Genomic DNA, 25,635 nt, shown 5'->3' on the forward strand with positions numbered 1-25,635 from the left:
CACCGCCGGGGTGATCACCTAGTGGACTGTGCCTCAGTCTGCCATCCGGCATTCCCCCGCCCCGGGGTCGGCCCTCATCTGTGCGGGAGTCCCACGTCCCCTCCTTGCGGCGCCCACGGTATCTCCGCATGTGCCGCGGCGATACGCCCGTGCATCACTGGATGTGGACGGGTCGCGGACGAAGCCGTCGGCAGGTGGTGTCCGTGGGGCGAACGGGCCGGTGCGGCAGGGGTCGTTGCGCGTCACCTGCTCCTATGTGTGCGACACGCGGGATGGGCCTGGATGTATGAGCCAATCCCCACATCTAGTGGTTGGATTGCAACAGCAGCCCAGAAGTTGTGGTCCCCCCGGTCTCGAGGCCCATGGTCATCGCCTATGCTTGGGGCTGCTTCGTGGGGCGAAAGATGCCCGGCGAGGCTATTGAGTCTGCTGTGAGGAGGGTTGTTTTTTCATGCACTGCCCCTTCTGCAGGCACCCCGACAGCCGGGTCGTGGACAGTCGTACGACCGACGACGGCACGTCGATCCGCAGGCGCCGCCAGTGCCCTGACTGCTCCCGTCGTTTCACGACCGTGGAGACGTGCTCGCTCATGGTGGTGAAGCGGTCCGGAGTCACCGAGCCCTTCAGCCGTACGAAGATCATCAACGGTGTTCGCAAGGCGTGCCAGGGGCGGCCCGTCACCGAGGATGCGCTCGCCCAGCTCGGCCAGCGGGTCGAGGAGGCGGTGCGAGCCACCGGAAGCGCCGAGCTGACCACCCACGACGTGGGGCTGGCCATACTCGGCCCGCTGCAGGAACTCGATCTCGTGGCCTACCTGCGGTTCGCCTCGGTCTACCGGGCGTTCGACTCGCTCGACGACTTCGAGGCGGCCATCGCGGAACTGAGGACACAGACGGGACCCCCCGCGACGGACGACCCGGACCGCGGGGACGCGGCCGCGGGGAGCCGGGAAGACGACCGCGGGCCCGGAGGGACCAAGCAGGTCCCCGAGCCCGCAGGCGCCGCCGACTGACCGGCGGGCCGGACCCGGAAGGCAGCTCCGGGACCCGGCCGGGCGGCGGCGTGAGCAGACCTGTTGCGGGCGTGTGAGTGGGCGTCCGCAGCATCAGACAGAACAACGTGCACCGGGAACAACGGGGCACTTCAGGGCGTTTTCGCCCGTACAGGGAGGCGGCATGACAGAGACGGCGAGCGGTCCGGCACGGAGTTCCCGCGCCAAGAGCGCCAAGGCGAGCAAGGGCCTGCGTGTCGAGCGCGTCCACACCACTCCCGGGGTCCACCCCTATGACGAGGTGGCCTGGGAGAGCCGTGACGTCGTCATGACCAACTGGCGCGACGGCTCGGTCAACTTCGAGCAGCGCGGCGTGGAGTTCCCCGACTTCTGGTCGGTGAACGCGGTCAACATCGTCACCAGCAAGTACTTCCGCGGTGCCGTGGGCACCCCGCAGCGCGAGACCAGCCTCAAGCAGCTGATCGACCGGATCGTGAAGACGTACCGGAAGGCCGGTGAGGACCACAAGTACTTCGCCTCGCCCGCCGACGCCGAGATCTTCGAGCACGAGCTCGCGTACGCCCTCCTGCACCAGATCTTCAGCTTCAACAGCCCGGTCTGGTTCAACGTCGGCACCAAGCAGCCCCAGCAGGTCTCCGCCTGTTTCATCCTGTCCGTCGACGACTCCATGGAGTCGATCCTCGACTGGTACAAGGAAGAGGGCATGATCTTCAAGGGCGGCTCCGGCGCCGGCCTGAACCTCTCCCGGATCCGCTCCTCCAAGGAGCTGCTGTCCTCCGGCGGCAACGCCTCCGGCCCGGTCTCCTTCATGCGCGGCGCCGACGCCTCCGCAGGAACGATCAAGTCCGGTGGCGCCACCCGCCGGGCCGCGAAGATGGTCGTTCTCGATGTGGACCACCCGGACATCGAGGACTTCATCGAGACCAAGGTCAAGGAAGAAGAGAAGATCCGCGTCCTGCGCGACGCCGGCTACGACATGGACCTGGGCGGCGACGACATCACGTCCGTCCAGTACCAGAACGCCAACAACTCGGTCCGCGTGAACGACGAGTTCATGAAGGCGGTCGACCAGGGCGGCCGGTTCGGGCTGCGCGGCCGGATGACCGGCGAGGTCATCGAGGAGGTCGACGCCAAGGCGCTCTTCCGTAAGATCGCCGAAGCCGCCTGGGCCTGCGCCGACCCCGGCATCCAGTACGACGACACCATCAACAACTGGCACACCTGCCCCGAGTCCGGCCGGATCACCGCGTCGAACCCGTGCAGCGAGTACATGCACCTGGACAACACGTCCTGCAACCTGGCCTCGCTGAACCTGATGAAGTTCCTGAAGGACGACGGCAAGGGCCACCAGTCCTTCGAGGCCGAGCGCTTCCAGAAGGTCGTCGAGCTGGTCATCACCGCGATGGACATCTCTATCTGCTTCGCGGACTTCCCGACCCAGAAGATCGGCGAGAACACGCGCGCGTTCCGCCAGCTCGGCATCGGCTACGCCAACCTCGGCGCCCTGCTGATGGCCACCGGCCACGCCTACGACTCCGACGGCGGCCGTGCCCTGGCGGGTGCCATCACCTCCCTGATGACGGGCACGGCGTACCGGCGCTCCGCCGAACTCGCCTCGGTCGTCGGCCCGTACGACGGCTACGCCCGCAACGCCGACGCCCACAAGCGCGTCATGAAGCAGCACTCGGACGCCAACGACAAGGCCGTCCGCATGGACGACCTGGACACCCCGGTGTGGGCCGCCGCCAGCGAGGCCTGGGGCGACGTCCTGCGCATCGGTGAGAAGAACGGATTCCGTAACTCCCAGGCGTCCGTGCTCGCCCCGACCGGAACCATCGGCCTGGCGATGTCCTGCGACACCACCGGTGTCGAGCCCGACCTCGCGCTGGTCAAGTTCAAGAAGCTGGTCGGCGGCGGCTCGATGCAGATCGTCAACGGCACCGTCCCGCAGGCCCTGCGCCGTCTGGGCTACCTGGAAGAGCAGATCGAGGCGATCGTCGCCCACATCGCCGACCACGGCAACGTGATCGACGCCCCCGGTCTCAAGCCCGAGCACTACGAGGTGTTCGACTGCGCCATGGGCGAGCGGGCCATCTCCCCGATGGGCCACGTCCGCATGATGGCCGCGATCCAGCCGTGGATCTCCGGCGCCATCTCCAAGACGGTCAACATGCCGGAGTCGGCGACCGTCGAGGAGGTCGAGGAGATCTACTTCGAGGCCTGGAAGCTCGGCGTCAAGGCGCTCGCGATCTACCGCGACAACTGCAAGGTCGGCCAGCCGCTCTCCGCCAAGACCAAGGAGAAGGAGAAGGCGGAGATCACCGAGAAGGCCGAGGAGACGATCCGTACCGCGGTCGAGAAGGTCGTCGAGTACCGCCCGGTCCGCAAGCGCCTGCCGAAGGGACGTCCCGGCATCACCACGTCCTTCACCGTCGGCGGCGCCGAGGGCTACATGACCGCCAACTCCTACCCGGACGACGGTCTCGGTGAGGTCTTCCTCAAGATGTCCAAGCAGGGCTCGACCCTCGCGGGCATGATGGACGCCTTCTCCATCGCGGTCTCCGTCGGCCTGCAGTACGGCGTGCCGCTGGAGACGTACGTCTCGAAGTTCACCAACATGCGCTTCGAGCCGGCCGGTATGACGGACGACCCGGACGTGCGGATGGCGCAGTCGATCGTCGACTACATCTTCCGCCGCCTGGCGCTGGACTTCCTGCCCTTCGAGACGCGCTCCGCGCTCGGGATCCACTCCGCCGAGGAGCGTCAGCGCCACCTCGAGACCGGTTCTTACGAGCCGTCCGAGGACGAGGTCGACGTCGAGGGCCTGGCCCAGTCGGCGCCGCGCGCCCAGGAGCTGAAGGCCGTGTCCGTCCCGAAGGCCGAGGAGGCGGTCAAGCCCGCCCCGCAGCAGGCCCACACCAGCGCCGAGCTGGTGGAGATGCAGCTGGGCATCCAGGCCGACGCCCCGCTGTGCTTCTCGTGCGGTACGAAGATGCAGCGCGCCGGTTCCTGCTACATCTGCGAGGGCTGCGGCTCGACCAGCGGCTGCAGCTGACGCCGAGCACCTGAGCCGATGACGGAGGGGCACCGCCCGCGGGCGGTGCCCCTCTCGTCGTACGCGCCTGGTCCGGGGTGTGTCAGGAACGGCGTACGGCGCCCATCGTCCTGGTGAAGTCCACCGGGTCACCCTCGAAACCACGAACCCCGGCGTGGAAGGCCCACGGCCCCGAGCCCTCCCGGGCGAACTCCGCCACGGTCGCCGCCGTCGCCCCCAGGACACCGCCGAAGTCGTCCTCCGCCAGGACGGTGTACCCCTCGCGGATACGCAGTCCGGGGTTGCGCACGCTGACGAAGGTGCGCTCCGCCGGCTGCTGCTGGATGACGACACCGACGACCACGCGCGCGTAGCGCACGTCGAGGCGGTCGAGTTCCAGCGTCATGACTTCGTCGTAGCCGAAGCCCTGGCCGTCCTTGCTGTCCCTGTTCAGCGTGATGGTGCCGTCCGGGGAGCGGCTGTCGAAGTGCACCACGTACGCGGGGGCGCCGTGTGGATCCTCCGCCAGGTAGGTCGCGGCGATCAGGTCCAGGTCGGTGGACGGCTGCCCCGCCTGGCTGGGATCCCACCGCACCGCGACCTCGACCTTGCGAAGCCCCTTGTTGAGCCCGTCCACCAGAGTCCCCTTCCCCGTACCGACCGGTCCGCCGGCCCCAACTGCCGGGCGGGCATGACTGTTTGTCCATCCTGCCACGCGCGCGGGTGCCCGCGGGGAGGAGCGGTCCAGTGGGGAGTGACCGACGCCACGCCCGGTGGCCTTACCATGGCGCGGTGCTGGTCAAGTGGATTCGCTGCACCGTGGTGGACCGCCGCGGTTTCGAGCGGGGGCAGCGGAAGTGGGCGGGGCTTCTGGGGGAGCCGGGGTTTCGCGGGCAGGGGGGTGGCTGGAGCCGGGGGCGACCGGACGTGGCACACATTTTCGCGTTCTGGGAGAGTCGCGCCTTCTACGACTCCTTCATGGCGCGGTCCCATGACCGGCTCGCATCGGCCCAGGCGGGCACGTTCAAGGACGTCCAGGTCAGGCTGTTCGACTACCGCTTCGATGTGAAGACCGGTTTCGAACCGCGATTCACGGACGCCGACCTGCTCAGAGTCGCGCTCTGCCGTGTCCACGAGGAGCGGGCCGAGCACTTCGTGCTGATGCAGGAGAAGGTCTGGAACCCGGCGATGGCCGGCTCGCCCGGCATGGTCCGCGGGCTGTTCGGCGAGGCACCGGGGAACGAGTTCCTCGTGCTGTCGATGTGGCGCTCGGCCGCCGAGCACGGCAAGTACCGCACGGAGCGTGTGGAGCGGCTCGCCCTGAGGGCCCAGACGGAGGCGGACGTGGCGGCGCTCACCGGGGACGTCGTGGACATGGAGTCGAGCTGGACGGTGTGATCTGTTCGGGGCGGTCTGGGGAGTGGAACCTGCACTGGGCGATCCGGCGAGTGCGATCGGCATGGTGCGAACTGGATGGTGTGAGGACGAGCAATGACCTCCGGCGGGGAGGCCGAGAAGGCCGGACGGAGCCGTTCCGACCGGACAAACGTGCGATCAGAGTGATCTGTGGTGCAAGATTGGTGTGACCTACGCTCTATGGGGGCGGTGGGAGTGCTCCCCGGGCCCTCACCCGATCTAGGGTCTTGGCATGGCACGACCACGGCGCATCGTCCTTGTCCGGCACGGCGAGTCAACGGGCAATGTTGATGACTCCGTCTACGAGCGCGAACCCGACCACGCCCTGGCGCTGACCGTGCGCGGCCGACGGCAGGCGGAGGCGACGGGGGAGGAGCTGCGCGAGCTGTTCGGCGACGAGCGCGTCAGCGTCTACGTCTCCCCGTACCGCCGAACGCACGAGACCCTGCGCGCGTTCCACCTGGACGCCGGTCGGATACGGGTGCGCGAGGAGCCCAGGCTGCGTGAGCAGGACTGGGGCAACTGGCAGGACCGGGACGAGGTCCGCCTCCAGAAGGCCTATCGGGACGCCTACGGCCACTTCTTCTACCGTTTCGCCCAGGGTGAGTCCGGCGCCGACGTCTACGACCGGGTCGGAGGCTTCCTGGAGAGTCTCTTCCGCAGCTTCGAGGACCCGGACCACCCGCCGAACGTCCTGATCGTCACCCACGGACTGGCCATGCGGCTGTTCTGCATGCGGTGGTTCCACTGGACGGTGGCGGAGTTCGAGTCGCTGTCGAACCCGGGGAACGGCGAGGTGCGCATGCTCGTTCTGGGGGACGACGGCAAGTACACGCTCGACCGGCCCTTCGACCGCTGGCGAGAACCCGAGCCGTACGAGATCACCGGATAGAGTGGCAGGGCGATGACCGCTGATTCCTCCCCCGACGCGCGCCTGGACCGCGCCCTGGCCTGTCTGCGCGGACTGTCCGTGGGGGACGCTCTGGGCTCCCAGTACTTCGTGCCCGTCAACTATCCGTTGCTGAAGCGCCGCGAGGTGCCGTCCGGGATCTGGCAGTGGACGGACGACACGGAGATGGCCGGCTCGGTCGTCGCCGTCCTGGCCGCCCACCACCGCATCGACCAGGACGCCCTGGCCCTCTCCTTCGCCGAGCACCACGACTTCGACCGGGGCTACGGCCCCGCAGTCAATCGCCTCTTGCGTCTCGTCCGGGAGGGCGGCGACTGGCGGGAGCTCGCCGCCGCGCTCTTCAAGGGACAGGGATCCTGGGGCAACGGCGCGGCGATGCGGATCGCCCCGCTGGGCGCCTGGTACGCCGGCGATCCGGAGCAGGCGACGCATCAGGCGGAGATCTCGGCCTACACCACTCATCAGCACCGTGAGGCGGTTGTCGGGGCCATGGCCGTCGCCGCAGCGGCCGCGTTCGCCGGAGCTCCCGACGGACCGCCCAGTGCCGAAGCACTCCTCGACGGGGTCATCGACCTGGTGCCGAAGAGCGCCGTGGGTGCGGGACTGCGCCGAGCCCGGGACATGCTCGACTACGGCGACCCGGGCACGGTCGCGGCGGTGCTGGGGTGTGGGCGGCGTACGACCGCTCACGACACCGTGCCCTTCGCCCTCTGGTCGGCCGCCAGGAGCCTCGGCGACTACGAGCAGGCGTTCTGGACGACGGCCCAGGTGGGCGGGGACGTCGACACCACGTGCGCCATCGTCGGCGGCGTGATCGCCGCGGGGAAGGCGGGGGCCCCGCCGGCCGACTGGGTCGAGCGGACCGAGCCTCTTCCTGGCTGGGTGCCCACGTCCGTCTGAAGGCCGGGGATTCCGCCCGCCGAAACTCTCCGTACACGTAGGGAACTCTTCGTAGGCGTTGGGAACTCTCCGTAATCAGTCGCTCGTTGTGCTGGTAACCGCGGTGCGAACTATTGAGGTGCGCATGCGCCGGACATCCGTGTGAGCGTGCAGGAGGGGGGTGCCATGGAGGCTCTCTTCGCCGTTCTCATCCGCTGGTGGGGCGCTGTCGTGTCCCGTGCCGGACCCGCGCGGCCGGGGCCGCTGTTCACCACGTCCCTGGTTCCCCGCGTGAGGCCTCTCGTTCCCTGCATGGGGCGCGGCCGTCCGCCAGCGGTCGTGGACCGGCGCGACGGCCGCCGACGAGCCTGTGTCGTGCCCGTCGACGTGCCGTCGAAGCCGGTTCGTGGCGCCCGGGGGTCAGCCGAGCCCTGGTCCGGCCGAGCCGGACAGTGCCTCCAGATCGCTCTTGCGGACCCGGATCACCAGCCAGGCCGTCGCCAGCGCGAGGAGGGCCATCGCGGCGGCCGGGATGAAGGCCGTCGAGATTCCCTGGGCCAGCACTTCGTGTCCCCACGGGGCGGGCAGCTGCTGCGTTCTGGCGAACTCGGCCTTCTGCTCCGCGGATCCGTCGGCCATGAACTTCGGAAGCTGCTTCTCCGCCTCGTCCTTGGTCGCCGTGCCGAAGACCGTCGTCAGGATGGACAGACCGAGCGACCCGCCCACCTGCTGCGTCGTGTTGAGCAGCCCGGATGCCGCACCCGCCTCGTGCGGGGCGACCCCGGAGACGGCGGTGAGGGTGAGCGTCACGAAGTTCAGCCCCATGCCGAAGCCGAACACCAGCATCGGGCCGAGGATCCCGCCGACGTACGAGCTGTCGGAGCTGATGAGCGCCTGCCAGGCCAGTCCGGTCATGGCGAGCGCGGAGCCCACGAGCATGAAGGGCTTGGGGCCCAACACGGGCAGGAACCGCTGCGACAGACCGGCGCCGAGTGCGATCACGACCGTCACGGGCAGGAAGGCGAGCCCTGCCTCGATGGGGGTGTAACCGAGCACGTTCTGCACGAACAGCACGATGTAGAAGAACATGCCGAACATCGCCGCGGCCAGGCTCAGCATGATCACGTAAGTGCCCGAGCGGTTGCGGTCGGCGAACATCCGCAGCGGGGTGATCGGTTCCTTGGCCCGGGACTCGATGATCGCGAAGGCCAGCAGCAGCACCACGGCGGCGGCGAAGGACCCGATGGTGAGGCTGTCCCGCCACCCCTCGTCCGCAGCGCGGATGAAGCCGTACACGAGCGACGCCATGCCCGCGGTCGAGGTCACCGCACCCGCGATGTCGAAGCGGCCGGTGTGCCGCTCGGACTCACTGATGTACAGCGGGGTGAGCACGGCTATCAGCACGCCGATCGGCACGTTCACGAAGAGCACCCAGCGCCAGTCGAGCCACTCGGTGAGCATGCCGCCCGCGAGCAGGCCGATGGCGCCGCCGCCCGCGGAGACCGCGGCGAAGACGCCGAAGGCCCGGTTGCGCTCAGGCCCCTCGGGGAACGTGGTGGTGATGAGCGCCAGCGAGGTGGGCGAGGCGATCGCGCCTCCCACGCCCTGCAAGACCCGGGCGGCCAGCAACTGCCAGGGCTCCTGGGCCAGCCCACCGAGCAGCGAGGCGAAGGTGAACAACAGGATGCCGGTCATGAAGACCCGGCGCCGTCCGAGGATGTCTCCTGCGCGCCCGCCGAGGAGCAGCAGGCCACCGAAGGTGAGCGTGTAGGAGCTGACGACCCAGGTGAGGTCGGTGGTGCTGAACTCGAGCGCTTCTTGAATGTGCGGGAGTGCGATGTTCACAATCGTCGCGTCGAGTACCACCATGAGTTGGCAGGCCGCGATGACGGTGAGCGCGATGCCGGGGCGTCCCTCCCGGCGTGCCGCGCCTGGCTTGTGATCTTGGAGCAATGGAGAGGTTGTCACTATGGGTCCCCCACGAGTGCGTTAGTGAACGCTGGCGTTCACTGCCGCGTCCACGGTAGTGAGCCTCCGACAGTGAACGCAAGCGTTCACTTACGACGTCGTCGTTCGGTACGTCCCCCTCGTGTGGCCGTCCGGCGCGTCTCCCATCCCCGAAATGCCCGCTTACTCTGCTCGTTGGAGAGAGTCAGATGGTTACCCCCAGCTGGGCGGATGCTCCCGCTCGGACGGCCGCCCGTCGCCGCGGCGCGGTGCTCGAACGCGCGATCCTCGAAGCCGCCCTCGATCAGCTCAGCACCGTCGGCTGGAACGGTCTGACGATGGAGGGCGTCGCAGCCGGCGCCCAGACCGGCAAGGCCGCGGTCTACCGGCGTTGGCCGTCCAAGGAGGATCTCGTCGCCGACGCCTTGCGTGCCGGACTGCCGGAGTTCGACGCCACCCCGGATGAAGGGAGCGTGCGAGACGACCTCTTGGCGCTCTGCCTCCGAGCCCGCGACGCGATGTTCTCCCGCCCGGGTTCCGCGCTTCGCTCGGTGATTCACGAGTGCGACACGGCGCAGGCCGAACGCTTCCATGCCGTGATCTTCGCGGGGGTCGTGGAACCCACGATGAGGATGTTGCGGGAGGTTGTCGACCGAGGTGTCCAGCGAGGTGAGGTACGCCCGGAAGCTGCGAACGGCTATGTCTACGACGCCATACCGGCGATGATGATGTACCGCTCCAAGATGTGCGGCTGTGAATGGAAGGATCGTGAAGTCGAGGAGATGATCGACCAGTTGATGGTTCCGCTGCTGCGACCGCACGGTTCCTGACACCGCGGACGTGACGGCTGAGGCTCCCGCCGAACAGTCAGCACGATCCCCTTGAGAGGCGCGCCAAACGTCCCTCGGGCGACGCACGGGGCTCCCCTCGTAGGGCCCGCAGATCTGCTGATGGACGACGCGGTTCCTTCGTGTCGACAGGCGCCCGGCGGGGGCTCGTGAGGGAGGTGTGTCGGCTGTCGCGGACCGGGGTGTCGCGGACGCTTCAGGGCGGCGTAATCTAGGTGCGCCATGCCGTACGAACCACCTACTCACACCGTCGAGCGCTCCCTTCGAGCCACGACCGGAGCGAAGATCGTTGCAGGTGTCGACGAGGTGGGGCGCGGCGCGTGGGCCGGTCCCGTCACCGTCTGCGCGGCGATCACCGGACTGCGCCGTCCGCCCGAGGGGCTCACGGACTCCAAGCTGCTCACCATCAAGCGACGCACGGCCCTCGCCGAGGAACTGCGGAGCTGGGTGACGTCGTACGCCCTGGGGCACGCCTCACCGGAGGAGATAGACGCGCTGGGTATGACAGCCGCACTGCGGCTCGCGGCGGTGCGTGCGCTGGACGCTCTGCCGGTACGTCCCGAAGCGGTCATCCTCGACGGCAAGCACGACTACCTCGGCACCCCCTGGCGGGTCCGAACGGTGATCAAGGGTGACCAGTCCTGCGTGGCGGTCGCGGCGGCCTCGGTGATCGCCAAGGTCCAGCGCGACAAAATGATGGCCGAACTGGGTATCGACCATGCAGACTTCGGTTTTGCGGACAACGCCGGGTATCCATCACCTGTGCACAAGGCCGCACTGGCGGAGCGGGGCCCCACCCCCTACCACCGGTTGTCGTGGGCGTATCTTGATGCGTTGCCCCAGTGGCGGCACCTCAAGAAGGTCCGCAGTTGGGCGGACGGAAGTGTTCCGGAGATCGAGGGGCAGCTCGGCTTCGATTTCTGACGGTTTCGTTCGCGCACGCGCGCCACCCGCCGACGCGGGCCGTACTAGCGTTTGATAAATATCAACTCATGCCTCTCATTCCCGAGGAGCCTCAGATTCACGAGAGTGCCCAGGGTCCCCGCGCCACTCCGGCCAGTGGCCGTACCGCGCCGACCCCCCGTCCCGTACCCGGCCCCCGTCCCGCGGCTCCGTCGCGTCCCGGTCGCCCCGGCCCTCTCCGGCCGGCACCGCCGGTGCAACGCACGCCGCGCGAGGTGGCCGCCAAGCCCGCTCCGTCGGGCCCTGCCGCCGGTGCCGCCGCTCCGGCCACCCCGCAGATCCAGCTGATCCCGGCTTCCGCCGAGGGGGCGCTCGACGCCGCCGAGGAGGCCGTGGACCTGCTGCTGGACTCCGGTCGTGCTCCCGGCGACATCCTGGTACTCACCACCGGGGAGCAGCACCCGTGGGCCGCCCACGAGCTGTCCTTCGGTGAAACCTCCTACTGGGCCCAGCACGACGCGGCCGACGACGTCTTCTACACCGACGCCACCATCGCGGCCCGCGCCGCGTCCCGTCCGGTGGTCGTGGTCGCCGTCAACGGTGGTCCCGAGACCGCGGCTGTGAGCGCCCTGTCCCTGGCCCACACCCGGGCCGGCGCCCTGCTGATCGTCTGCGGCGACCCGCAGCGCATCAACTCGGTGCTGGGCGCGGGCGTCTGAGCCGAAGCCGTGGCGCCCGCCGGAGCGCCGGGGGTGACTCCCAGCGCCGCTGCGGCGGCGCTTCATGGCGGGCGGCTCCCCGTGCCCTCAGTGCGAGATGCCGTGCCCGGGTGACGGCCTCGCCCGGCGCAGGGGTGTCCTTTGCCCCGCGGCGGGCCGCCGTGCATGTGGCTCGGATGGAGCGGCGCTCGGAGAGCTCGTTCCTTCCGCCCCCGTGGGAATCATGGGTGCCGTGCGTCAACGAAAGATCGGTCCCGGGGGGCCGCACCGAGCGGCCTGTCCGGGACTCAGCGTGCCGCCGCCGCGCGGCGCAAAACCTCGGAGGCGCCCCCGGTGCGCGGCATGGGGGGTGGTGCCTCCGACGTGGCGAACGGCTCCGGCGCCGAGGCCGAGTGGGGGCGGCGTCCGCCGCGGCCCTCGCCGAGAACCTGCCAGCCGTCACGGGTCAGCGTGATGTACGCCCCGCAGCGCAGCCCGTGCAAGGTGCACGCGTCGCGCAGACCCCACATCCATGCACCGTCCTCCTCCGTCCAACGCGCGTCGCCCTCGCGGCAGTAGAGCAGTACAGCGGTGCGCACCGGCGTGCGGCGGCGCAGGTCGTGCGGGATCACCCGGCGCAGTTGCGCGAGCAGCGCGTTGCGGAGCATCCAGCCGTCCGCCGGGGCCGGACGGCGCACGAACGACGCGCTCGCCCGCAGCCGCTCGTCCGGGTCGAGCACGGCGACCACAGCGGTCGTCGGCTGCGGGTGGTGGCGAGAGTGCAGTCCGCTGACGATCTCGCGGGGATTGCGCAGGAGTGGGATCCCGGCGGCGGCCCATTCCGCGGGTTCGAGCAGGCGGTTGGCGGCAGCGACGGACGTCGACGCCGCTGCCGAGGCCGGAGCGAATCCGAAGGTCACGGTCCTCCCTTCGGCTACGCGCCCACACTGCGGGCGGGGTCGGATTCTGGGAGCGCGCACCGCGGCAAAGCCCTGCCGGAGCGGCGGACGAGCCGTGCGGGAGCGGACCTCAATTCTTCCTGTCGAACTTGAATGCGGCAACGAGCAATTGAGGCAGCCGACCGTTATCAGATGATGCGCGGCTAATATCCTCACGGCGTGTGTCACCGGACCACCCACGGGGCGTTCGAGCACGACACGTGCGTACGCCTCGGAAGGGTGCCGCGTCCAGGGTGTGCCGGGCAACCGCCCCGAGGCCGGGTCCGCCGTCAGCCTTGCACGGCCAGCACCAGTGGCAACACCCCCTGTGCGCCGGAGCGACGGAGCATGCGGGCCGCAACGGCCAAGGTCCAGCCGGTCTCCGTGTAGTCGTCCACCAAGAGGACCGGGCCCTGGGCCCCGGCGAGAGCGGACGCCAGGGCGGGCGGCACGGTCAGCGCCCCGTCGAGCGCCTTCAGCCGCTGTGCGCTGTTGCTCCGGGAACCCGGGTGGGCATCGCCGGTGTACTCGACGGCGCCCAGCAGCGGCAGCCGGCCGACCTCGGCGATGTGCGCCGCCAGGGAGTTGATCAGCTGAGGCCGCGCGCGTGAGGCGACGGTGACGACGCCGGCCGGGCGCAATCGGCCTTCCGGTGCGCCTGCCGCCCAGCCGTCGGGGCCCTTGGCCCAGTCGGCCAGTACGTCCACCACTGCCCTGGCCACGTCGTCGGGCACGGGGTGGTCGGGCGTCTGGGGCGCGAACATGGGCCGTAGCCGATTGCCCCACCCGATGTCCGACAGGCGTCCCAACGCGCGTCCTGACGCGGCCTGTTCGCCCACGGGGATGCGTCCCTTGAGATCCACTCCGATCGCCGGGAGCCCGGTGGGCCACATGCGCCTGGGCTCCACTTCGACGCCTGCCCGGCCCAGGTCCACGCGTGCGGCGTCGAGCGCCTCCTCGGACATGTCGGCCGTGAAGCGCGCGCCGGCGCAGTTGTCACAGCGCCCGCACGGCTTGGCCGCCTCGTCGTCCAGCTGGCGCTGCAGGAACTCCATACGGCAGTCCGTCGTCGACGCGTAGGCGCGCATGGCCTGCTGCTCGGCCTCGCGCTGCCGCGCCACCCACGCGTACCGCTCGGCGTCGTACGCCCACTGCTGACCGGTGGCGATCCAGCCGCCCTTGACCCGCTTGACCGCCCCGTCCACATCGAGGACCTTGAGCATGGTCTCGAGGCGCGAGCGACGCAGTTCCACCAAGGGCTCCAGGGCAGGAAGCGACAACGGCTTCTCCGCGTGCGCGAGCAGGTCGAGCGTGCGGCGCACCAGCTCTTCCGGGGGAAAGGCGAGCGACGCGAAGTACTTCCAGATCGCCTCGTCCTCCTTGCCCGGGAGCAGGAGCACCTCGGCATGCTCCACACCGCGTCCCGCGCGGCCGACCTGCTGGTAGTAGGCGATGGGGGAGGAGGGCGAGCCCAGGTGCACCACGAAGCCGAGGTCGGGCTTGTCGAAGCCCATGCCGAGCGCCGAGGTGGCGACCAGCGCTTTCACCTTGTTGCCGAGCAGATCCTCTTCGGCCTGCTGGCGGTCGGCGTTCTCCGTCTTGCCCGTGTACGACGAGACCGTGTGGCCGCGCTGCCGGAGGAAGGCGGTGACCTCTTCGGCGGCGGCCACGGTGAGGGTGTAGATGATTCCGGACCCCGGCAGTTCGTCGAGGTGCTCGGCGAGCCAGGCCATCCGGTGGGCGGCGTCGGGCAGGCGCAGCACGCTCAGGCTCAGGCTGTCACGGTCCAGCGGTCCCCGGAGCACGAGGGCGTCCGAGCTGCCGCCGGTGCCGAGCTGCTCCGCGACATCGGCGGTCACGCGCGCGTTGGCCGTGGCGGTGGTGGCGAGCACCGGCACACCGGGGGGGAGATCGGCGAGCATGGTGCGCAGCCTGCGGTAGTCCGGCCGGAAGTCGTGGCCCCAGTCGGAGATGCAATGGGCCTCGTCCACGACCAGGAGCCCGGTGGCGGCCGAGAGCCGGGGGAGCACTTGGTCCCGGAAGTCCGGGTTGTTGAGCCGTTCAGGGCTGACCAGCAGGACGTCGACGTCGCCCGCGGCGATCTCGTCCTGGACGGCGTCCCACTCCTCGGTGTTGGAGGAGTTGATCGTCCGGGCATGGATGCCGGCCCGAGCCGCGGCCTCGACCTGGTTCCGCATGAGCGCGAGCAGCGGGGACACGATCACGGTGGGGCCGCTGCCCCGTGCCCGCAGCAGCGAGGTTGCCACGAAGTACACGGCGGACTTGCCCCAGCCCGTGCGCTGGACGACAAGGGCGCGGCGTCTGTCGGCGACCAGCGCCTCGATCGCCAGCCACTGGTCCTCGCGCAGCCGTGCCTCTCCCGAGACGTCCCCGACGAGTCGGGTGAGGACCGCGTCGGCCGCCGCCCGGAGTTCCGCGTTGCTCGTGTGCTCCATGCGTTCCATACAACAGGACGGCACTGACATCCGGAGCCGCGCGGCGGGACCTGTGGACGCGGTGGCCGCGGGTGACGTGTTCCTGACCGAACTTATCCACAGGCTTAAGTGGAGGTTCGCATTCCGCGAGATCGTCTTCGCATGACGAACCACAGCGAAGCGACCGGATCCTCTGAGAACAGCGACATCACCGGCCCCGAGACGCAGAGCGGGCACCAGCCCGATGAACAGAAGAACAAAGGGAGCGACCCGGCCGGGCTGCACACCTCCGGCCCGCCGTACGACAGCCACGGCGGCGCGCACCAGGTCACCCTGCGCACGCCGGCCGAGCTGGCCGATGCCCTGCCCTACCTGCTCGGATACCGCCCCGAGGACAGCATCGTCCTGGTCGCTCTCCACGAAAGCGACGGACGCGGACGCTTCGGGGGCCGGGCCCGGCTCGGCATCCCGGCGAGCGCGGACGACTGGCCCTCAGCAGCCCGGCAACTGTCCCACGGCCTCGTGACGGGCAGCGAACGCCGAGGGGCGCGGCCGGAATCGATGGTCGCCTTCCTGTGCCAGGAGCCGGAAAAGGGACAGACCGGCCGACAGGTGATGGAGCGGCTGAGGCCCCTAGCCCAAAGGCTGCGCGTCGAGTGCGGTTCCCTTGACGTGGTGGTCGTCGAGGCACTGTGCATCTCGGATGGCCGCTACTGGTCGTACTGCTGCGACAACCAGGTCTGTTGCTCCCCCGAGGGAGCCCCCATGGGCCTGCCCGGAACCTCTGTGCTGGCGGCGGCGGCCACCTACGCCGGTATCCAGGTGCGCGGCACGCTTCGGGAGCTCAGGGCTCGCTTGCTCCCCTGGGAGAACGCGGCTGCCCTCGAACAGGAGGCCGCCCTGGACACTGCCAGCATGGCGCTGGTGCCGAAGATCCTGGACGACACAGGCCGCGCCGCCGTGGCCGACGAGACGATGGAGCTGGCCGGAAGGATCCTGGACCGCTTCGCCGAGGTCCAGCCGGTCTCCGGTGTGCTCCTGGCCGATCTCCGTGACGACGAACTGCTCGGGTGCGACGAGGCCGCCCGGCTGATCCTCGGTCTGCAGGACCGCGCGACCCGCGACCGCGCGGCCGCATGGATGGAGGGTGAGGAAGCCGGACGAGCCCTTCGCCTCTGGCGGACCCTGGCCCGCCGCTGCGTCGGGCCCTACGGCGAACATGCCGCGGCTCCGCTCACCCTCGCCGGCTGGGTCGCCTGGTCCACCGGCGACGAACTGGAAGCCCGAGAGGCCCTAGCCATGGCCCTGGGAGCCGACCCCGATTATCTCTTCGCCCGCCTTCTGCACCAGGCCTGCAACGAAGGCTTCGATCCGGAGACGATCCGCCGGTGCCTTCGCGCTGAGCAGTCAGGGGGCAGGGGCGTCACCTCGCCGGCAGCGGTGGGCGGGGGTGTCACCTCGTCGGCAGCGGTGGCGCCCGAGACCGAGTCGCAGGGCACACCCTCGCCGTCGGCGGCGGCCGCGTTGCCCCGCCGTCGCCGTCGCTCCCGCGGCCCTGCGGGCACCACCCGCCCTGCCGGCACCACCTGCTCTGCCGGGGCCACCCGCCCTGCGGGCACCACCCGCCCCACAGGCACCGCAAGCCCTACGGGCGCTCCCGAAACCGGTCTGCGCCCGGGCCGTGCGTCATCGGCCGGTACCGCGCGGCCGGGCAGCGGACGAACGGGCGGGACGCGTTCGCGAACGTCGAAGAAAGCAGCCACCCCCAGCACGGACCGCGGCGACGGCGGCTTGCAGCCCGGTCAACCCGCGAGCGGTGAGGAGTGAGCTCGGCCGGGCGGCCCCAGGTGCACAAGCCGGGGGCGCGGGCGTGACCCGGAAGCCGCTCGCGGCGTTCACTCGAGTGGCGGTACGGCTGGACGGGCCGTCCGGCCGCACTGCCTCTGCCCCGCGGAGCCCTCCGGCACCAGGGCAGCACCCGATCTTGGCGCACCGAGCGCAGAGGAAGCCTCTTCATGCAACAGCCGACTCCGCCTGCCGCCGACGACCGCCGCCCGCAGGGTGAGCCTCCGCTGCCCCTCGGGCCGGGGGTCGGCCCGCCCGGGGCCCGGGTATCACGTGTAGGAGGCCAGGGTGTGCCTGCCCAGCCGGTGGCACGTCTCGACGGCTTCGGGCCGAGATTCCCCGGCAGCACGCCGTACGCGCCCGCGTCCCTCACTGCCCCCACCGGCACCGGCTCGCGCCCGCCCTCGTCGTCGAGTTCAGGCCTGCCGTCTCCCCGAGGGCCGGCTCAGAACCGCCGCTCAGGTGCGGGCCCGGGGTGTGGCCCGCCCTCGCCGTCCTTCACTCAAGGGCGGGCACCGTCATCCACGGGCCGCTCGTCCGTACCCCCGCCCCGGGGCGCCACGATCCCCGGACTGCGCTGGTCCGCCGACCTCCCATCCGTCCACACCGCGATGCTCTGTGTCGCCCTCCCCGGCCTCGTCATCTCGACCGAGGAGGGGCAGATGACCGGACACGGACTGGAGGGTTTCTACCGGGCCGGCCGTCGCGTGCTCTCAAGGTGCGAGATCCGCGTCGCCGGACGAGAGCCCCTCGCGGTTCAAGCCCGCATGGTCTCGGCCGACCGTGCCCGGTTCGTGGGCACTCTCCGCACGTCACCACAGACGGGGCCGGACCCCGACGTGATGGTGGAGCGCAACCGCTTCGCCGATGGCACTGAGCGGATCACCCTGCTCAGTGCGGCTCCCCGCCCCCTGAAGCTGCCGGTCGAGATCGTCCTGGGCACTGACCTGGCCGACCTCGGAGCGATCGCCTCCGGCCACGCAGGACCCGACCTCCCCGCAAGCGTTCACGGCTCCGGCCTGCGCTGGTCCTGCTCCACCGGCAACGCCTCCGTCACGGCCGAACCGCCCCCCTCGGACTCCCTGGCCTCAGCCGGGCTGCTGCGATGGGAACTCGATCTGCCGCCCGGTGGCAGCAGAACCATCGAACTACGGGTGCGGCCGGCGGGGGCGGGCCCGCTCCGAGCCGTGGGACGCACGGCGACCAGCCCACTGGCCGTCGCGCGTGCGGAGGGGGACGACCCGAGAGTCCCTGCCCTGCTGCGGACGAGCATCGAGGACCTCCAGGCCCTCCTCCTGCGCGATTCCGCGAACCCCGCCGACACCCACCTCGCGGCCGGAGCGCCCTGGCGCTGCGGCATGGCTCCCGCCGACGCGCTCGTCGCCGCCCGGATGGCGCTGCCGCTGGGCACCGGCCTTGCCGCGGGAACGCTGCGGATCCTCGCCCGGACCCAACTCCCCGGTTCGGGAAGGCAGTCCGGAATGATCCCCGGCCCCAGACGAGACGCCGGGCCGCACCTGCCGCCACTGTGCACCGGCACGGAGGCCACGCTGCTCTTCCCCGTCCTGCTCGCCGAGGCGCGACGTTGGGGGCTCCCCGACGAGGAGACGGAAGAGCTCCTGCCCACCGCCGAGCGCTGCCTGGCCTGGTTGCGCACCACCGTGGGCGACGGAACCTATCTGCATGACCCGGACCCCGGCGGACCCGTCCGCTGCGAGACGCAGGCCCACGCCCACCGTGCCGCGCTGCTGGGAGCCGACCTGCTCGAAGCCTGTGGCAGAGAAGGGGGAGCGGCCCTTCGGGAGTGGGCGCAGACCTTACGGACCGCATTCCGCACGCACTTCTGGGTCGCGGACCGTGGGGGCGGCCGGCCCGCGGCGGCATGTGCGCCGGACGGCAGTCCGGTGCCGCATCTCGGAGCGGCCGCCGTGCACCTCCTCGACACGGGCCTGCTGGGTGGGGGCGAGTGGGCGCCCGGCCTGCTCGACAAGGTTCGGACCGAGCACCTCGCCCGGCTGCTGGGCAGCCCGGCCATGGACTCGGGGTGGGGGCTGCGGGGACTGGGCGCGAAGGAGGCGGGGTTCAACCCGTTCGGCCACCGCGCGGGAGCAGTACGGACCCAGGAGACAGCCCTGGCCGTCGCCGGTCTGGCCGCCGCGGGTCATGAGAGGGAAGCCGGCTCTCTGCTGCGCGGGGTCCTCGCGGCGGCCGAGACCTTCGCCCACCGGCTGCCCGAGATGTACGCGGGGGAACAGCGGACGGAAGGGAGTGCTCCGCTCCCGCATCCGGCGGCCTGTCGTCCCGCGGCCACAGCGGCGGCTGCGGGGGTCCTGTTGCTGACCACCCTCGCCGGCATCCGTCCCGATGTCCCGGCCGGGACGGTCACCCTGCGCCCCGTGCGCAGCGCGCCCCTCGGGGAGATCGGTCTCATGGGACTGCGGGTGGCGGGTGCCCCGTTCTCGGTACGGGTCGGCCGACTGGGCCTCGCCGTGGTCGAGGAGGCGGCCGACGGGCTGCAACTGGGCGTGTGACGTGCGGCGACGGGCCGTTTCGGGGCCGTTTGGCAGGCGGCGGAGTCCATAACCGGACCGAAGTGGATCACTAGACGGACGGACCGGTGAAGGGAGTGTTTATCGTCAAGCAGACGACTATGATCGCCGCATGCCCTACGACCCGTCAGCGTTTCCGCCCTTCGCCGTCACCGTGGACCTGGTCGTGCTGACCGTGCGCCGCCATGCCCTCTGTGCGCTGGCGGTACGCAGGGGCGAACCGCCGTTCCAGGGGCGCTGGGCACTGCCCGGGGGTTTCGTGAGGGCGGACGAAGACCTGGCGCAGGCCGCGGCGCGCGAGCTGGCCGAGGAGACAGGGCTGCGGGTCCACGATCCGTCCGCCCCGGCCCAGGACAACGGCGCACACCTGGAACAGCTCGCCACCTACGGGGATCCCAAGCGGGACCCCAGGATGCGGGTCGTGAGCGTCGCCCACCTCGCTCTCGCCCCGGACCTGCCCGCGCCCAGGGCAGGCGGAGACGCCAGCAACGCGCGCTGGGCCCCGGTCGAGGAGCTGCTGCTGCAGGGCGGTTACGGGCGTGATGCAGAGCCGGTCGCGCCACTCGCCTTCGACCACGCGCAGATCCTGGCGGACGGAGTGGAACGCGCCCGTTCCAAGATCGAGTACTCGTCTCTGGCCACCGCCTTCTGCCCGCCCGAGTTCACTGTCGGGGAGCTTCGCCGTGTCTATGAGGCGGTGTGGGGCGTAGCGCTCGACCCGCGCAACTTCCACCGCAAGGTCACGGGCACGCCGGGCTTCCTCGTGCCCACCGGTGGGACGACAACCCGCCAGGGAGGGCGTCCCGCCCAGCTCTTCCGTGCCGGTGGCGCGACCCTGCTCAACCCTCCGATGCTGCGCCCCGAAGTGTGAGTGACCGTCGGGGTGCGGCTGGGGCCGTGGGAAGGAACTCGACCCGCCCGCAGTCCGGTCACGAGCGCCGGTCCTGTCCCTGGGCGGACCCCGGCAACGACCTGGGATGCCTAACAAACCGGACATAGCGCGCTATCTTGCTGTGGGTGATCCAGGCCTTCGGATTGACCAGCAGCTCCCGCAAAGAGCTTCCACCCGCAGTCGACGACGTCTCCTTCGAGGCACGGGCTGGACGCATCACCGCGCTGCTCGGAGCGCCGGGAGCCGGCAAGACGACGGTCCTCAGACTGATGCTCGAACTGCAACAGGGCCGCGGCATCACTCACTTCCGGGGTCGTCCGCTGCACCGCATCACTCATCCCTCGCGTGAGGTCGGCGCGCTGCTGGGTGATGTGCCCGGGCATCCCGCCCGCACGGTGGGAGGTCATCTGCGCATGCTGTGCGCAGCCGCGGGAGTTCCGGTTCGTCGTGCCGACGAAGTCCTCGAGGCGGTCGGGCTCGTGAGCCTGCGCGAGGAGCGTCTCAATACCCTCTCCCGCGGCATGGACCGGCGCCTGGGTCTCGCCTGCGTCCTCTTGGCCGACCCGCACACCCTCATCCTCGACGACCCGCACAACGGGCTCTCCCCCCGCGAGAGCACCTGGCTGCACGGCATGTTGCGGGCCCACGCCGGCCAGGGCGGCACGGTCCTGTTCACCACGTCCGACCCCAAGGGGGCCGCCCGAACCGCCGACCACGTCGTCACCCTGGAACGGGGCAGGCTCGTGGCCGACCAGGATGCCGCGGAGTTCGCACGCACCCGCCTGCGCCCCCGGGTCGCGGTACGCAGTCCGCACGCGGCCCGTCTGGCGGTTCTCCTGGCCAAGCAGGCCCGCACCTCACAGCGCTCCGTCGAAGTCGTCCGAGAGGGTGGCAACCGCCTTTCGGTGTACGGCGGTACCTGCGCCGACATCGGCGAGATCGCCTTTCGCAACGGCATCGTCGTTCACCAACTCGCTGACGAGATCGGTGACATGGGGACCGGTGCGGAGGGTCGCGCTCATGGCGTGGATTCCACGGCCCCTGCGGCTGCGCCGCGTCCCGGGCTTGAAGCGGCGTCCTCTGCCGATGCGGATGCACCGGCGCACGCCCCTGAGCCTTCGTCCTGCTCCGAGGTCGGTGCGGTCATCTCGCCCGAGCCGCGCACGGCGTGCGGGCCGGGATCCGTGTCGGACGCAGAAGAGCCGGCCGCGATCGGGCCGTCGCTTTCCTTCGGGCAGCCGCAGCTGCCCGAAGCCGAGCCGCGCGAGTGCCCGGACGCCTCCTCAGCCAACGGAACGGGCGATGGTTCGGCGCCAGGAGCGGGGCCGTCTTTGCCGATGTTGCCGCACTGGACCAAGGCCCGTACCGCTCACACGCTCGACGAGCTGCCCACGCTGCCGCCCCCCATCTCGGTCCGCTCCGCCCCGAGCCCGCTCCGCCCCCTCCGTTACGAGATCCGCCGTGCCACCGGGATCAGCACCGGATTCCTCATCGGCGCAGGCGTGCTCGTCGTGTCCGCCGTGACCGCCGTCGTGCTCGCCCGGATCGGGCACACGCCACAACCGCGCCTGCTGGCCGCCTGGCCGCAGGAGCTGCCCCTTCCTCCCGCCGCGCTCGGCGCGGGCCTGCTCGGCGCGCTCGCCTTCGGTGACGAGTTCCGCCACCCCGCCCTGGCCGCGGACCGCGGCACCGTGCCCCGTCGGCTGGGGCTGCTGGCCGCCAAACTGCTTGTCTCCTCGACCGCCGCGCTGCTGCTGGCCGTCCTCGCCGTCGGCTGCGACGCCGAGGTGCTCTATCTCGTCTACGGACGGGAGCTCGCTCAGGTTCCCGTCGACTGGCTCTCCTTGAGTGCGAGTTGGATCGGGCTCGTGGTCGGCTGCGCCTGGGCCGGCGTGCTCGCCGCCGGTGTCTTCCGGTCCACCACGGCCGGGCTCGCCGCCGTGGCCGCCGTTCCCATCCTCGTCGTACCGGTCGTGCACAAGCTCGTGAACGGTCCGTCCGTGCGAACCGCGGCCGGACTCCCCGTGCGGTTGCGCGAGACTCTCCTGCCGCGGTGGCCCTTCGGGGGAGAGCGCTACCTGGAGGCCGCACTCAAGCTGATTTCCCAACCCGTGGGCGGCGCACTGACGTTGTCGCTGACCGCACTGCTCTGCGCGTATGTGCTCACCGCCCTGCGCAGCAGACTCCGGTGACGACTGTCCGTGACCCTTGGTCCGGCCATGCCCACAACTCCCCGCAGAACGCCCATTTCTTTCCGATAAGGCGTCAATTGCGACGGGGTGAGCGATCACCCTTTCGTGTGCTTTTCACCAAAGACCTCAAGGGAGTTGGAGACGGCGCCGACAAATGATGCGTGAGTACCCTTGCGCACACCATGATGACCGCCGCCCGCTCCGCTGACTCCGGCCTCGCGAGCCCGGGCGAACTCGACCGCTACCCGTACGCCGAGGCGCCCGCCGTCGACCGTGTCGGGATTCCCGCCTGGGACGGCGGGGAGCCCGAGCTGGGCCGCGTGGGCCGTCGCGCCGCGGGAAGCCGCGGGCGCGGGCTGCACGGCCAGCTCGTTCAACAGCTGGGGCAGATGATCGTCTCCGGGGACCTGGGGGCCGACCGCCCGCTGGTGCCCGAGGAGATCGGTCAGCGATTCGAGGTCTCCCGCACCGTCGTCCGCGAGTCGCTCCGCGTGCTGGAGGCCAAGGGCCTGGTGAGCGCCCGCCCGAACGTCGGCACGCGCGTGCGCCCCGTCAGTGACTGGAACCTCCTCGACCCGGACATCATCGAGTGGCGGGCCTTCGGGCCCCAGCGCGACGACCAGCGCCGTGAGCTGAGCGAGCTGCGATGGACGATCGAGCCGCTGGCGGCCCGCCTCGCCGCCGGGCACGGGCGCGAGGACGTACAGCAGCGCCTGACGGACATGGTCGAGATCATGGGGCACGCGATGGCTCAGGGTGACGCGCTCACGTTCTCCCGTGCCGACTCCGAGTTCCACTCGCTGCTCATCCAGGTCGCGGGCAACCGCATGCTGGAGCACCTGTCCGGGATCGTGTCCGCGGCCCTCCAGGTGTCGGGCGGACCGGTCACGGGCTGTGACCGGCCGAACGAGGCGGCCCTGGCGCACCACGGCCGTATCTGTGACGCCCTCGCCGCCGGTGACGGGGCGGCGGCCGAGGCGGCCATGCGGCAACTCCTCACGGTCCACCCTGAGGTGGAACGGGTCGTGCCCGCCCCACGCGAGCACTGACCGCGTTCCGCGGGCGGCGCGGCCGGGTGTGCCACCCCCCTCCTGTGGCAGCGCCTGACCGGTGATCCGCCTCCCGTCGGACCCCGTGGGATTCTGGTGATCCCACGGGGTCCGACGGCGCGAAGGGACCGATGTCCCGCGGGGCGGACGGGCCCGCACGAAATATGACCCCTTACGTCAGCGTCTGACCGTTTTTGTTCGCTTACGGGGTGTGACTCGGGCCACGCGGATTGGGCGTAACGCTAGCGGGAAGAACGCGATGACCTAAGAGGTGACTGCCGCGGAGGGAATACGGACGCCGTTCAGGGCGCTGTGCATCTTCCCGGCCCCCGCCCGCGCCGTCGGCCCATCCCCAAGCCGGCGGTCGGCTCCTGTCCACGTTGGACGGGGCCGGAAGCCGTATTCCAACGTTCCGAGAGGTTGTTCGTGTCGGCCAGCACATCCCGTACGCTCCCGCCGGAGATCGCCGAGTCCGTCTCTGTCATGGCGCTCATTGAGCGGGGAAAGGCTGAGGGGCAGATCGCCGGCGATGACGTGCGTCGGGCCTTCGAAGCTGACCAGATTCCGGCCACTCAGTGGAAGAACGTACTGCGCAGCCTCAACCAGATCCTCGAGGAAGAGGGTGTGACGCTGATGGTCAGTGCCGCAGAGCCCAAGCGCACCCGAAAGAGCGTCGCAGCGAAGAGTCCCGCCAAGCGCACCGCCACCAAGACGGTCGCGGCCAAGGCGGTGACCACCCGGAAGGCCACCGCCACCGCCACGTCGGCGGCGCCCGCCGCCGAGCCCGCCGTCGAGGAGGAGGCGCCCGCCAAGAAGGCGGCTGCCAAGAAGACGACCGCCAAGAAGGCGGCCGCGAAGAAGACCGTCGCCAAGAAGACGGCGGCCAAGAAGACCAGCGCCAAGAAGGACGACGCCGAGATCCTCGAGGAGGAAGTGCTCGAGGAGGCAGCCCCCGGCAAGCCCGGTGAGGAGCCCGAGGGCACCACCGAGAACGCCGGCTTCGTGCTTTCCGACGAGGACGAGGACGACGCGCCCGCCCAGCAGGTCGCCGCCGCCGGCGCCACCGCCGACCCGGTCAAGGACTACCTCAAGCAGATCGGTAAGGTCCCCCTGCTCAACGCCGAGCAGGAGGTCGAACTCGCCAAGCGCATCGAGGCCGGTCTGTTCGCCGAGGACAAGCTGGCCAACGCCGACAAGCTCGCCCCCAAGCTCAAGCGCGAGCTGGAGATCATCGCCGAGGACGGCCGCCGCGCCAAGAACCACCTCCTGGAGGCCAACCTCCGTCTGGTGGTCTCCCTGGCGAAGCGCTACACCGGCCGCGGCATGCTCTTCCTGGACCTCATCCAGGAAGGCAACCTCGGTCTGATCCGCGCGGTCGAGAAGTTCGACTACACCAAGGGCTACAAGTTCTCCACGTACGCCACCTGGTGGATCCGTCAGGCGATCACCCGCGCCATGGCCGACCAGGCCCGCACCATCCGTATCCCGGTGCACATGGTCGAGGTCATCAACAAGCTCGCGCGCGTGCAGCGCCAGATGCTCCAGGATCTGGGCCGCGAGCCCACCCCGGAGGAGCTGGCCAAGGAGCTCGACATGACCCCGGAGAAGGTCATCGAGGTCCAGAAGTACGGCCGCGAGCCGATCTCGCTGCACACCCCGCTGGGCGAGGACGGCGACAGCGAGTTCGGTGACCTCATCGAGGACTCCGAGGCGGTCGTCCCGGCCGACGCCGTCAGCTTCACGCTCCTCCAGGAGCAGCTGCACTCCGTCCTCGACACCCTGTCCGAGCGCGAGGCGGGCGTGGTTTCCATGCGCTTCGGCCTCACCGACGGTCAGCCGAAGACCCTCGACGAGATCGGCAAGGTCTACGGCGTCACGCGTGAGCGGATCCGCCAGATCGAGTCCAAGACCATGTCGAAGCTGCGCCACCCGTCCCGTTCGCAGGTGCTGCGCGACTACCTCGACTGAGTCAGGTCGCACGGCACGCAAGGCCCGGTTCCCGAACGGGACCGGGCCTTCGCGGTGCAGCGCCGCCGCGGGTGCGGGGTCCCGCGCGGTGGATCACTCTGGGTTTCCCACGGACACCAC

Annotated in this window: 18 protein-coding genes; 14 read left to right on the forward strand and 4 right to left on the reverse strand. The window is 70.3% G+C overall.

The window, feature by feature from the left end; all coding sequences use genetic code 11:
* The first annotated feature begins 451 nt into the window (after positions 1-451).
* Positions 452-1,012, forward strand: coding sequence for a transcriptional regulator NrdR (gene nrdR, locus ACIQU3_RS31140; RefSeq protein WP_403928935.1), 561 nt, complete (start codon positions 452-454; stop codon positions 1,010-1,012).
* Positions 1,013-1,175: 163 nt separating this feature from the next.
* Positions 1,176-4,067, forward strand: coding sequence for a vitamin B12-dependent ribonucleotide reductase (locus ACIQU3_RS31145; protein WP_403738866.1), 2,892 nt, complete (start codon positions 1,176-1,178; stop codon positions 4,065-4,067).
* An 82-nt stretch (positions 4,068-4,149) separates the two neighbouring features.
* On the opposite strand, the gene ACIQU3_RS31150 is transcribed toward ACIQU3_RS31145, so the two are convergent.
* Complete coding sequence (locus ACIQU3_RS31150) at positions 4,150-4,683, reverse strand: TerD family protein (RefSeq protein WP_403738872.1); 534 nt, start codon at positions 4,681-4,683, stop codon at positions 4,150-4,152.
* Between the two features lie 155 nt (positions 4,684-4,838).
* Here ACIQU3_RS31150 and ACIQU3_RS31155 point away from each other — a divergent pair, with 155 nt between their 5' ends.
* From ACIQU3_RS31155 to ACIQU3_RS31165, 3 genes are all read left to right on the forward strand, one after another.
* The gene (locus ACIQU3_RS31155) at positions 4,839-5,444 is read left to right on the forward strand and encodes a YdbC family protein (RefSeq protein ID WP_403738875.1); all 606 of its coding nucleotides are present in this window, start codon (positions 4,839-4,841) and stop codon (positions 5,442-5,444) included.
* 250 nt (positions 5,445-5,694) lie between these two features.
* A complete protein-coding gene (locus tag ACIQU3_RS31160) occupies positions 5,695-6,354 on the forward strand; it encodes a histidine phosphatase family protein (protein WP_403738878.1) in 660 nt (219 codons plus the stop codon).
* A 12-nt stretch (positions 6,355-6,366) separates the two neighbouring features.
* Positions 6,367-7,272 (forward strand): ADP-ribosylglycohydrolase family protein, encoded by a 906-nt coding sequence (locus ACIQU3_RS31165; protein ID WP_403738881.1) that lies wholly within the window; start codon positions 6,367-6,369, stop codon positions 7,270-7,272.
* A gap of 399 nt (positions 7,273-7,671) precedes the next feature.
* Here ACIQU3_RS31165 and ACIQU3_RS31170 read toward each other — a convergent pair whose 3' ends face one another.
* Positions 7,672-9,219 (reverse strand): MFS transporter, encoded by a 1,548-nt coding sequence (locus ACIQU3_RS31170; RefSeq protein WP_403928938.1) that lies wholly within the window; start codon positions 9,217-9,219, stop codon positions 7,672-7,674.
* 188 nt (positions 9,220-9,407) lie between these two features.
* Between ACIQU3_RS31170 and ACIQU3_RS31175 the strand changes: the two genes are divergently transcribed.
* From ACIQU3_RS31175 to ACIQU3_RS31185, 3 genes are all read left to right on the forward strand, one after another.
* Positions 9,408-10,028, forward strand: a complete 621-nt coding sequence (locus ACIQU3_RS31175) for a TetR/AcrR family transcriptional regulator (protein WP_403928941.1) — start codon at positions 9,408-9,410, stop codon at positions 10,026-10,028.
* A 240-nt stretch (positions 10,029-10,268) separates the two neighbouring features.
* The gene (locus ACIQU3_RS31180) at positions 10,269-10,970 is read left to right on the forward strand and encodes a ribonuclease HII (protein ID WP_403738891.1); all 702 of its coding nucleotides are present in this window, start codon (positions 10,269-10,271) and stop codon (positions 10,968-10,970) included.
* A gap of 68 nt (positions 10,971-11,038) precedes the next feature.
* Positions 11,039-11,668: a hypothetical protein gene (locus tag ACIQU3_RS31185; protein WP_403738894.1), complete on the forward strand. Its 630-nt coding sequence runs from the start codon at positions 11,039-11,041 to the stop codon at positions 11,666-11,668.
* A gap of 287 nt (positions 11,669-11,955) precedes the next feature.
* Here the strand turns inward: ACIQU3_RS31185 and ACIQU3_RS31190 are convergent, their stop codons facing one another.
* Together ACIQU3_RS31190 and ACIQU3_RS31195 are read right to left on the reverse strand one after the other, a co-directional pair.
* Positions 11,956-12,567, reverse strand: coding sequence for a hypothetical protein (locus ACIQU3_RS31190; RefSeq protein WP_403928944.1), 612 nt, complete (start codon positions 12,565-12,567; stop codon positions 11,956-11,958).
* 308 nt (positions 12,568-12,875) lie between these two features.
* On the reverse strand, positions 12,876-15,041 hold the full coding sequence (locus tag ACIQU3_RS31195) for a RecQ family ATP-dependent DNA helicase (RefSeq protein ID WP_403928947.1): 2,166 nt from the start codon (positions 15,039-15,041) through the stop codon (positions 12,876-12,878).
* Positions 15,042-15,182: 141 nt separating this feature from the next.
* Between ACIQU3_RS31195 and ACIQU3_RS31200 the strand changes: the two genes are divergently transcribed.
* The 6 genes from ACIQU3_RS31200 (at position 15,183) to ACIQU3_RS31225 (ending at position 25,515) form a co-directional block, all read left to right on the forward strand.
* Positions 15,183-16,847 (forward strand): DUF4192 family protein, encoded by a 1,665-nt coding sequence (locus ACIQU3_RS31200; RefSeq protein WP_403928950.1) that lies wholly within the window; start codon positions 15,183-15,185, stop codon positions 16,845-16,847.
* Between the two features lie 629 nt (positions 16,848-17,476).
* Positions 17,477-19,396 (forward strand): glycogen debranching N-terminal domain-containing protein, encoded by a 1,920-nt coding sequence (locus ACIQU3_RS31205; protein WP_403928953.1) that lies wholly within the window; start codon positions 17,477-17,479, stop codon positions 19,394-19,396.
* Positions 19,397-19,526: 130 nt separating this feature from the next.
* Positions 19,527-20,285 carry an NUDIX domain-containing protein gene (locus ACIQU3_RS31210; RefSeq protein WP_403738913.1) on the forward strand — a complete coding sequence of 253 codons (759 nt, stop codon included), beginning with the start codon at positions 19,527-19,529 and terminating at the stop codon, positions 20,283-20,285.
* A 146-nt stretch (positions 20,286-20,431) separates the two neighbouring features.
* The gene (locus ACIQU3_RS31215) at positions 20,432-22,498 is read left to right on the forward strand and encodes an ATP-binding cassette domain-containing protein (protein ID WP_403928956.1); all 2,067 of its coding nucleotides are present in this window, start codon (positions 20,432-20,434) and stop codon (positions 22,496-22,498) included.
* A gap of 161 nt (positions 22,499-22,659) precedes the next feature.
* Positions 22,660-23,547 (forward strand): FadR/GntR family transcriptional regulator, encoded by an 888-nt coding sequence (locus ACIQU3_RS31220; RefSeq protein ID WP_403738919.1) that lies wholly within the window; start codon positions 22,660-22,662, stop codon positions 23,545-23,547.
* 426 nt (positions 23,548-23,973) lie between these two features.
* The gene (locus tag ACIQU3_RS31225; protein ID WP_403928958.1) at positions 23,974-25,515 is read left to right on the forward strand and encodes an RNA polymerase sigma factor; all 1,542 of its coding nucleotides are present in this window, start codon (positions 23,974-23,976) and stop codon (positions 25,513-25,515) included.
* Positions 25,516-25,635: the final 120 nt, after the last annotated feature.

Source organism: Streptomyces sp. NPDC101110, assembly GCF_044759525.1.
Classification (GTDB): Bacteria; Actinomycetota; Actinomycetes; order Streptomycetales; family Streptomycetaceae; genus Streptomyces.

Excerpts from the sequence above, each read along its gene's own strand:
- nrdR (WP_403928935.1), top strand. The coding sequence starts at position 452 with ATGCACTGCCCCTTCTGCAGGCACCCCGACAGCCGGGTCGTGGACAGT.
- ACIQU3_RS31145 (WP_403738866.1), top strand. The coding sequence starts at position 1,176 with ATGACAGAGACGGCGAGCGGTCCGGCACGGAGTTCCCGCGCCAAGAGC.
- ACIQU3_RS31160 (WP_403738878.1), top strand. The coding sequence starts at position 5,695 with ATGGCACGACCACGGCGCATCGTCCTTGTCCGGCACGGCGAGTCAACG.
- ACIQU3_RS31165 (WP_403738881.1), top strand. The coding sequence starts at position 6,367 with ATGACCGCTGATTCCTCCCCCGACGCGCGCCTGGACCGCGCCCTGGCC.
- ACIQU3_RS31175 (WP_403928941.1), top strand. The coding sequence starts at position 9,408 with ATGGTTACCCCCAGCTGGGCGGATGCTCCCGCTCGGACGGCCGCCCGT.
- ACIQU3_RS31180 (WP_403738891.1), top strand. The coding sequence starts at position 10,269 with ATGCCGTACGAACCACCTACTCACACCGTCGAGCGCTCCCTTCGAGCC.
- ACIQU3_RS31185 (WP_403738894.1), top strand. The coding sequence starts at position 11,039 with ATGCCTCTCATTCCCGAGGAGCCTCAGATTCACGAGAGTGCCCAGGGT.
- ACIQU3_RS31195 (WP_403928947.1), bottom strand. The coding sequence starts at position 15,041 with ATGGAGCACACGAGCAACGCGGAACTCCGGGCGGCGGCCGACGCGGTC.
- ACIQU3_RS31200 (WP_403928950.1), top strand. The coding sequence starts at position 15,183 with ATGACGAACCACAGCGAAGCGACCGGATCCTCTGAGAACAGCGACATC.
- ACIQU3_RS31205 (WP_403928953.1), top strand. The coding sequence starts at position 17,477 with ATGCTCTGTGTCGCCCTCCCCGGCCTCGTCATCTCGACCGAGGAGGGG.
- ACIQU3_RS31210 (WP_403738913.1), top strand. The coding sequence starts at position 19,527 with ATGCCCTACGACCCGTCAGCGTTTCCGCCCTTCGCCGTCACCGTGGAC.